The sequence below is a fragment of the Cohnella rhizoplanae genome, from assembly GCF_948329515.1.
Classification (GTDB): domain Bacteria; phylum Bacillota; class Bacilli; order Paenibacillales; family Paenibacillaceae; genus Cohnella; species Cohnella rhizoplanae.
On the sequence record NZ_CAOJCN010000009.1, the window covers coordinates 238,040 to 246,382 of the forward strand.

Annotated in this window: 7 protein-coding genes; 1 reads left to right on the plus strand and 6 read right to left on the minus strand. The window is 59.9% G+C overall.

What is annotated here, in order from left to right; all coding sequences use genetic code 11:
* Window positions 1–180 precede the first annotated feature (180 nt).
* From PQG80_RS15555 to PQG80_RS15575, 5 genes are all read right to left on the minus strand, one after another.
* Window positions 181–2,391 carry a helix-turn-helix domain-containing protein gene (locus PQG80_RS15555; RefSeq protein ID WP_271752307.1) on the minus strand — a complete coding sequence of 737 codons (2,211 nt, stop codon included), beginning with the start codon at window positions 2,389–2,391 and terminating at the stop codon, window positions 181–183.
* Between the two features lie 439 nt (window positions 2,392–2,830).
* A complete protein-coding gene (locus tag PQG80_RS15560) occupies window positions 2,831–3,124 on the minus strand; it encodes a hypothetical protein (protein ID WP_271752321.1) in 294 nt (97 codons plus the stop codon).
* 230 nt (window positions 3,125–3,354) lie between these two features.
* Window positions 3,355–4,209: an AraC family transcriptional regulator gene (locus PQG80_RS15565; protein ID WP_271752308.1), complete on the minus strand. Its 855-nt coding sequence runs from the start codon at window positions 4,207–4,209 to the stop codon at window positions 3,355–3,357.
* 59 nt (window positions 4,210–4,268) lie between these two features.
* Window positions 4,269–5,009 carry a phytanoyl-CoA dioxygenase family protein gene (locus tag PQG80_RS15570; protein WP_271752309.1) on the minus strand — a complete coding sequence of 247 codons (741 nt, stop codon included), beginning with the start codon at window positions 5,007–5,009 and terminating at the stop codon, window positions 4,269–4,271.
* Between the two features lie 124 nt (window positions 5,010–5,133).
* Window positions 5,134–6,030, minus strand: a complete 897-nt coding sequence (locus PQG80_RS15575; RefSeq protein WP_271752310.1) for a TetR/AcrR family transcriptional regulator — start codon at window positions 6,028–6,030, stop codon at window positions 5,134–5,136.
* A gap of 170 nt (window positions 6,031–6,200) precedes the next feature.
* On the opposite strand from PQG80_RS15575, the gene PQG80_RS15580 reads away from it, so the two are divergent.
* Window positions 6,201–7,688: an MDR family MFS transporter gene (locus PQG80_RS15580; protein ID WP_271752311.1), complete on the plus strand. Its 1,488-nt coding sequence runs from the start codon at window positions 6,201–6,203 to the stop codon at window positions 7,686–7,688.
* On the opposite strand, the gene PQG80_RS15585 is transcribed toward PQG80_RS15580, so the two are convergent.
* Complete coding sequence (locus PQG80_RS15585) at window positions 7,644–8,153, minus strand: hypothetical protein (protein WP_271752312.1); 510 nt, start codon at window positions 8,151–8,153, stop codon at window positions 7,644–7,646. The genes PQG80_RS15580 and PQG80_RS15585 overlap by 45 nt on opposite strands.
* Window positions 8,154–8,343: the final 190 nt, after the last annotated feature.

Genomic DNA, 8,343 nt, shown 5'->3' on the forward strand with positions numbered 1-8,343 from the left:
GCTCCCATCGTAGGCCGCCAAGGCCCGCCCGGTAAATAATCGGTTGTCTTTAAAAATTGTACTTTTTTCGAGGCGTATTAAAAAAGTATTAGCTTTTCGTAAAACAGGCAAAGAATCGAGCGATAATCGGGCAAAAAGGCGGCAGGCGCGGGGCTTGTCCCCGCGTCCTGCCGCCCGCTCTTACTCTTCGGAAGCCACTTGCATGCTCTTGCGGTACTCGCTAGGTTTGAGTCCCGTGTACTTCTTGAACATCCGGTTGAAGGAAGCGATGTTGCGGTAGCCGACCGCCTCTGCCACTTCCTGGATCTTCGACCGTCCGTTTACCAGCAAGCTCATCGCCCGCTCGATCCTCGTCTCGTTTACGTATTCGACGAAGTTCTTGCCGGTCTTGTCCTTGAAGTAGGTCGACAGGTAGCCGCTGCTCAGATTCAGCTTGGCGGCGAGCGCGTCCAGATAGATCTCTTCCGACAGATGCTCATTGACGTAGTTCATGACGAACGTAGCGATCGTATCCTTGCGGTCCTTTTTCTCCTCGATGGCCTCCGCCGTCCGCCTCGCCCATTCGCGCAGCAGACGCTCCAGCGCTTCGACCGTGACGCAGCCGGCGATGCGCTGCTCCGCGTTCTCCAGGATGGCTTCGGCAGCCGGCGCTCCGAGCTGATCGGAGGCCGCGCCCCGGATTCTCTCCGTAACGTACTCCGCGAAGCGGAGCCAGGCAGCCGCCGACAGCTCCTGGCCGCGCTGTCTCTCGAAGAAGCGATCCATCAGCCGCTCTAGGACCTCGGCATTGCCTTCCCTGAGGTTGGCCCTGAACTCCGCCTCTTCCTCCTGCGCGAAGGCGATGACCGTCTGCCGGCGCGGGGAGGAGGCGATGATCTGCGTCTCGTCGATCAGTCCGCGCTCGTCGATCCGGTCCCGCACCTCCCTGTAGGCCACGCTGATCTGATCCGAGCGATCGTAGATCGAAGTGACGGCGATCGTGATGGTGCCGCTGTCCCGGTCCTGATCGAACACCGCCTTCATCTCCCGGAGCAGCTTGTGCAGCGTCTCCTGCCCGTCGATGAAGACCAGGCTCAGAATCTGGTTGTACTCGACCTGGTTCGTCAGCGCGTCCGGGAACTCGCGGTTCAGCTTGTCCTCGATAAATACCTTCATATAGTAAAGCCAGCTGCTAAAGGTCCCGCCGTCCCAGCTCGCGTTCTTCTTCTCGACGACCTGGAACAGGACGAACACGAACGGCTTGTCCGAGAATTCAAGCTTCGCGGCGTCTCGGTCGCTTCCCCGGATATCCTTCAGCAGATGGATGAACGCCCATTGCTTCATCAGCTTGTTCTTGTCCTGCAGTTGGTTGCTGATCAGGTCGAATTCCTTGATGCTCGAACGGTACGGCGCCGGCTCGCTCGTACCCCGGATCGAATCGACCAGCTGCTTGAACGGATTGTTGATACGGGCGGCCATGAGCAGCGCGATGATGACGCTGAACAGCACGACCGCGACCACCAGCACGACGAGCGTGAGATTGAGACGCGTCTGCGAGACGATCTCCGCGACGGGCAGACGGTGCATGTAGGTCATGCCGCTGGCGCCCTTCTTATAAAAGTGATAGCGGTTGTCCACCACGAATGCTTCTCCGTCGCGCTCGTTCAGCGAACTTAACGAAGGGAAATCGCCGGTCGCGGTGCGTTCGAAAATTATATCGCCTTCGCGGTCGTAGATGACGAAGTCGTCGTTCAGCGATTGATGGAACGCTTCGTACATCCTTCTCGCGTCGAGGAACACCGCCATATAGAAGTCTCTATTGTCCGAGCGCTTGAAAATGATCGGAATGAAATCGCCGACGACCTCCTCCCGCGCGGTGAATACGTGCGAGTAGAAGCGGTCGGCGGGAAAGGTCCGGTTCGTATACGTCTCTTCGAACTGGCCGTCCCAGAACGATTTTGGATATTTCTCGCCGGCCATGAACACGGAGAACAAATTATCGGGCGTCGTGCTCGTCGACTTGTCGATTACGAAGTTGTGAGACTTGGAATAGAACACGATATCGGCGATATACAGGTTCGAGTTGGACACTTGGGACAGAATGTCGCCCACGATCGGTCCGAAATCCGAGTAACTCGGCTCCCGCTGGAGCTTCTGAACGCGGTCGCTGAACATAAAAAGATACATCTGCTTGCGAATAATGTCGAAATGCTTTTCGTAATTCTCCATCGTGGTGTCCAGCATCAGCGTGTTGTACTTCACGATCTCTTGGCGGACGTTGTTCTTGGAGACGGACAGCGCGTACGCGGTCAGGGACACGAGGAGTATAATAATGCACAAGAAGCCTGCCATCAGGCGAAGGAAGAGCGTGGTCGAGAAATTGCGAAAATAACGCAGCGGCTGGAGCTTCATGATGATCATCCTGTCTGTGTGGTCGGGCCTCCGGGCGTCTCGAAAGCGCTGCCGCGGGATGCCGGGGATTGTGAGCCATCGTTCCGGATTAAGCTGCGAAGCGTCAACTGGGGCGCTTGCTGATGCAAACGACCTATGTCCATCATAATAGCCGGAGCATAGAGAGACAAATCTTTTTTGCGTCTTTAAATTTTTTTGTCATGAAAACGCAACAAAAAAGCCGCCTCCCCGCACCTTCGGCGCAAGCGACGCCTTCCTCCCGTCAAACGACAAAAAAACGATTGCGGCATGGCCGCTCTCGCCGGGTTTCGATACGTAGAAATAAAGAAGCCGACTGAATAGTAGAAACAGGAGGGAAGGCATTCCCTGCGCTTGGGAGTTCCCGCTTGACGAAACGTACGGGGGAACTCCGCGGCGCTAAGCTCGGCTGCGCGGGGCGTTAGGCTTTTTTGCCGGTGTACTCGGCGTTCGCCGTATCGAGCATCGTCTTCCAATCGGCGAAGTTCGTCTCTCGGGCTACGTGCCGTTCCCAGAGCTCTTCATGGATGTTCTTAATATCCTCATGGGAATAGACCTGGAAGTTGCCCTTCTCGAGAAACGCGAGGAACGAACTGAAATTCGTATGCTTGCTCATAAACGCTTCGTTGAATAATTTATCCAACGAGATGTGGTTCGGGTCTTCCTGGAACGTACGCTGACCTTGCAAATCCTTCAACAACTCATCCATGGACATCGGCTTCTGCTTTTTCAAACGACCACTCCTAATTTTCTTCGATATTACATTATTGCCGCAAACGCCCTAAAGTTTCAAGTAAGGGGTAACGAAAGAAATGGTCAATCCGGCGAACCTCACGAACAATATTTACCCTGCAGGCCGGGAAATGACTATCGTTCTGGCCGTAAGAGCCGAATTTTCTTCGAAATGAGGGGCTGTACGTTTCGTTTGAACCCGACGGAACGGGATCAAGCCTCGCTGCGATGCGATCTGGGGGATTGGCCGAAGGCGGCCTTGAACGCGCGCTCGAAGTGAGGCAGCGTATTGAAGCCGGAGGCGAAGCAGATCTCGGTGACGGGCAGCCGGGATACCTTGAGCAGGGCGCTCGCGAATTGAAGCCGCAGTTGCTGGAGGAAGCGCTGGTAGGTCATGCCCGTCAGCTCCCTGAAGCGCCTGCTGAAGTAATTGGGGGACAAATGGGCCTGCGCGGCGGTTGCCTCGAGCGTGAGCGGCTCGCGGAAGTGAATCTGCATGTAGGCGATGGCCTGCCGGACGGCCTGGTCGCTGCCAGGGTCCTGCGGCGGCCTGTCGGCCGGTGCGGCCGGGACGCGCCTTATCAGCTCGATCAGGATCCGCTCGATCGTCCCTTGGACGATCAGGCTGGCGCCCGGGCGCTGCCCTTGGCGCAGTTCCGCGGCGATGCGCGCGAATTCGGCCTCGATGCGCGCGATCTCTTCGTCCGCGCATTGGACGACGAGGCTCTCCCTCCGGGGGACGAACAGCAGCGCCCGCAATTCCTCGCGCAGCGCCTCGTCGGAGAAGATCAGATTGTAATGAACGCATACGGCGTCCGCGGGAACGCGCAGCGCATGGAAGTCCGCCGGCGTCAGCAGGAACAGCGTGCCGCGGCGCAGCGGCGACGACCGCCCGTTCAGCACGTGCTCGCCCTCGCCCGAGACGACGAAGCCCAGCTCGAAAAACTCGTGCCAGTGCACGTCGACGTCGCCCGTCAGCTCGTGCACGTACAGGCGAAAGGGAAGCGCCCGGTGCATGTATTCGCGATTCGTGAGTCGGTCCGGCTCGCGCAGTCGAATGCCTTTCACGCCGATTGTCCCCCTCTGCCCGCGAACGGACGGGCGTCTGCCTCGCCCTCGTCGCTGCCTTATACGTTGACGAACGGATTGCCTGCGATATCCCGGCCGCGGGCCAGCCAGATCTTGAAGCCCGGATTGCGCTCCGGATAGACGCGCGCCTCGGTCGAGAAGTACCGCATCGTGTAGCCGCACCGCCGGTGCGGGCTCGTATTGGGCTCGGCGCCGTGAATGATGCGCGAGTCGTGGAGCGAACACTCGCCGGGCTCGAGCTCGAAGTAGACGGCCTTGCGCTCGTCCGCTCCGCCTTTGATCTGCGTGGCGAACAGATTGCGGCCTGCATCCGCCTCCTCGTACTCGGAGAACCCGCCCCGGTGCGTGCCCGGAATGACCCGCATGCAGCCGTTCTCCCGGTTGCTCCGGTCCAGCGCGAGCCATACGGTCACGATCTTGTCGAAGGCGCTAAGGCGTCCGTTCCAGTAGGCGGAGTCCTCATGCCAGGGCGTCGCCCGGCCGACGTAAGGGTCTTTGCAGATGAAGTGGCTCGACCAGAGGCCGATATGGGGACCGATAATCGGCTCGACCAGGTCCAGCACCTCGTCGCTCAGCAGAAACGAGAGCAAGCGCTCGTCGCGAAAATGCGGCGTGTCGAGCTCGTCGGACAGCTTCGCGCCCTTCTGGGCGAGCTGCTCCTCGAAGATCGCCGTCAGCTCTGCCATTCGGGACGCGCCGAACAACGGCTTTTTATGCAAATAATAACCTTCGCTGCGGTAAAACTCCACCTCGGTCTCGGTCAATGCGGGCTGCGTCATCGTTAAATCTCCTCCTCGGTTCTGGTGGTTGCAGTACCGATTATAGAGCGGCTCGTCACGCCCGTACTCGTCAAAATATAAGCAAAAGTATGCTTATCTTATCCTGCTTGTCGCGCAGGCAGCCCTAAGGCTTCAGCAGCTGCTCCGCCCACAGGCGCATCCTGGCCGCATAGGGCGAGAGCTCGTGCTCCGTCGCCAACTCGTTCAGCAGCGCCGTCACGAGGAAGCGCCTCGGCTCGCTCTTCTCCCCCTCTTCCCGGAGCAGCTCCAATATCTGCTCCAGCTCCCGCTTGCGCGCGTTGGGCACGCTCAGCTCGCGGATCGTGGAGGCCGCTTGCTCCAGCACGGCGCCGGCGCATCGCTCGATCGATTCCCGCAGCGTCTCCGGCTTCTCGGACTCGAACTCCATCATGAGGCCGGCCGGCAGCATCGGCTCCGTCTTCCGCGCGAGCAAGCCCGCCACCAGATCGTCCATCCGGTCGGCGATGTATGCCGCCAGCGCAGGCACCGATAGCGGCTTGGCGGAAGTCTTCATCAAGTGGAGATACTCTTTCCCCATGGCGTTCAGGATCATGACCGCGTCCCAGATATGCGGCTCCAGCGCTTCGCCGTAGCGGCGCTGCAGCACCCCGCGATTAAAGTTGAGCAGCCGGGCGCGCTTGCGGAAGAGCAGCGGGCCGAGCTTGTCGCCGGGGATCGCGGGCTTCTCCTTCAGCGAATTCGCCACGAACAAGCCGTGATTGAGGAAATAGTCGAGCTGATGGCGCATCTCCTCGACGAAGAGCTCGCGCGGGGACAGCTCGGTCCGCTCCCGGATCCGTTCGGAATCCTCCATGATCCGCGCAAAGTGCACCTCCATGATCTCGATGTACAGGTCCTCCTTCGAAGGGAAAAACTTGTACAGCGAGCCTTTGGCAATGCTGCAGTCGTCCGCGATATCCTGAATGGACGTCGCTTCATAGCCCTTTTCCGCGAACATCCGCTCGGCCGACTCTACGATTTTATTCTTAAGGATGCTCATGGGCCCTCCCGGAAAAATAAAGATTGACAAAGATTATCCAAAGCGATACAAATAGGCCTGTAGCCTTTTGTGACTGTGCGGTTTTTGTTAAAACTGTATAGTCAGAACGTTAACGGAAAATCAAGCTTCCGTCAAGGCTCACGCCCTTATCTGGAAAGGATTGAGTTCACATGGCAAACTCGCGCACGGCCTCGCCGGCCCAAGCAGAGCCCTTCTCGCTGCTCAAGCTGCTGCCGCCGCTCCTCGCCGTTATCATCGGCATGTTCATGGTTATCCTGGACACCACGGTCGTCAACGTCGCGATCCCGACGCTGGTCGACGACTTCGGCACCACCCTTCACCATCTGCAGTGGGCCGTCACCGGCTATACGCTCGCGCTGTCCGCCGTCATCCCCCTCGCCGGATGGATGACCGACAAGTTCGGCGCGAGGCGCGTCTTCATCGCGACGATCGTGCTATTCTCGCTCGGCTCCGCGCTCTGCGCGCTCGCGACGACGACGGATCAGCTCGTCGCCTTCCGCGTCATCCAGGGCATCGGCGGCGGCATGGTCGCGCCGATCGGCATGGCGCTCGTCTTCCGCATCTCTCCGCCCGACAAGCGCGGCGTCGTTATGGGCGTACTCGGCATCCCGATTCTACTCGCTCCTGCGCTCGGGCCTGTACTGTCCGGTTACTTTGTCGAATATGTCTCGTGGCACTGGATCTTCCTGATCAACCTGCCGATCGGCGTCGCCGCGGTGTTCGTCGCTTGGCGCTACCTGCCCGTCTTCGAACGCGGCAAGCCGCCGGCGCTCGACATCCTCGGCATGATCCTCGGCCCGATCGCGTTCGCCATGCTGGCGTTCGGCGTCAGCGAAGGCGGCTCGGATTGGGGCTCCGCCCGTACGTTGACCGGCCTCATCGTAGGCGGCGTGTCGCTGCTGCTGTTCATCGTCGTCGAGTTGAGGCATCGGCAGCCGCTGCTGGAGCTGCGCGTATTCCGCAGCTTCGCGTTCACGCAGGGCATTATCCTGTCCTGGATCCTGTACGCGGCGCTGTTCGGCTCCATTATCCTCTTTCCTCTCATGCTGCAGCAAGTGAAGGGTTATACGCCGCTCGAGACCGGCCTCATCCTGCTGCCGCAGGCGCTCGGCTCCATGCTCTGCATGCCGATCGGCGGCCGTCTGTTCGACCGTATCGGCGCGCGTCCGATCGTGATCACCGGCACGCTGTTCATCTCGGCCGCGCTGCTCTTTATGTCGCAGATCACCCTGGACCGTCCGACTTACCTCATCATGCTGAACCTGTTCCTGCTCGGCTGCGGCATGGGTCTGTCGATGATGACGATGAACACCTACATCCTCAATACGGCGCCCAAGGACCTGGTCAGCCGCGTCACGCCGCTCACCAACTCGGCCCAGCAGGTCATCGTTTCCTTCGCGGTCGCCGGTCTGACGGGTTACCTGTCCACCCACAGCGACAAGGTCTTGGCGGCCTACAAGGGCCCCAATCCGCTCGAAGCGGCCGTCGGCGCGTTCGGCGACACCTTCCTGCTGACCTCCGGCTTCGCGATCGTCGGCTTCGCGCTCAGCCTGTTCATCCGCCGCGTCAAGCCGGCCTCGCAGAAGAGCGGCTCAAGCGACGTTCGGGCGGAGGAGAGCGTGCTGGCAGGACATTGATGTTAGCGGTGGAGGCGTTGGGGCTTGGGGCGATTGCGCTTGGGGCGATTGCGCCGGGCTGATCGCCTTCACTACGGGAGGCGATTGGTCTTGGTGCGCCCGCGCCGGGCTGATCGCCTTCACTACGGGAGGCGATTGGTCTTGGTGCGCCCGCGCCGGGCTGATCGCCTTCACTACGGGAGGCGATTGGCCTTGGTGCGCCCGCGCCGGGCCGATCGCCTTCACTACAGGAGGCGATTGGTCTTGGTGCGTTTGCGCCGGGCTGATCGCCTTCACTACAGGAGGCGATTGGTCTTGGTGCGACTGCGCCAGGCCGATCGCCTTCACTACAGGAGGCGATTGGTCTTGGTGCGACTGCGCCAGGCCGATCGCCTTCACTACGGGAGGCGATTGGTCTTGGTGCGCCCGCGCCGGGCTGATCGCCTTCACTACGGGAGGCGATTGGTCTTGGTGCGCTTGCGCCAAGCTGATCCTGGTCTCTTGGCGTGTGCGCCGCGGCACCCGATGCGCAACAGCACCATTTTGGTGCGATCGCGCGCACATCGGAGCGGGTTACCTATTTAGCCCCCTAATCCCTTTGGACACTTTCTCCGACTCGAATTAAACTATAAAGAGCGGAGGAAATGTCGGTGAAAAGACGTTTTTACGGAACGGA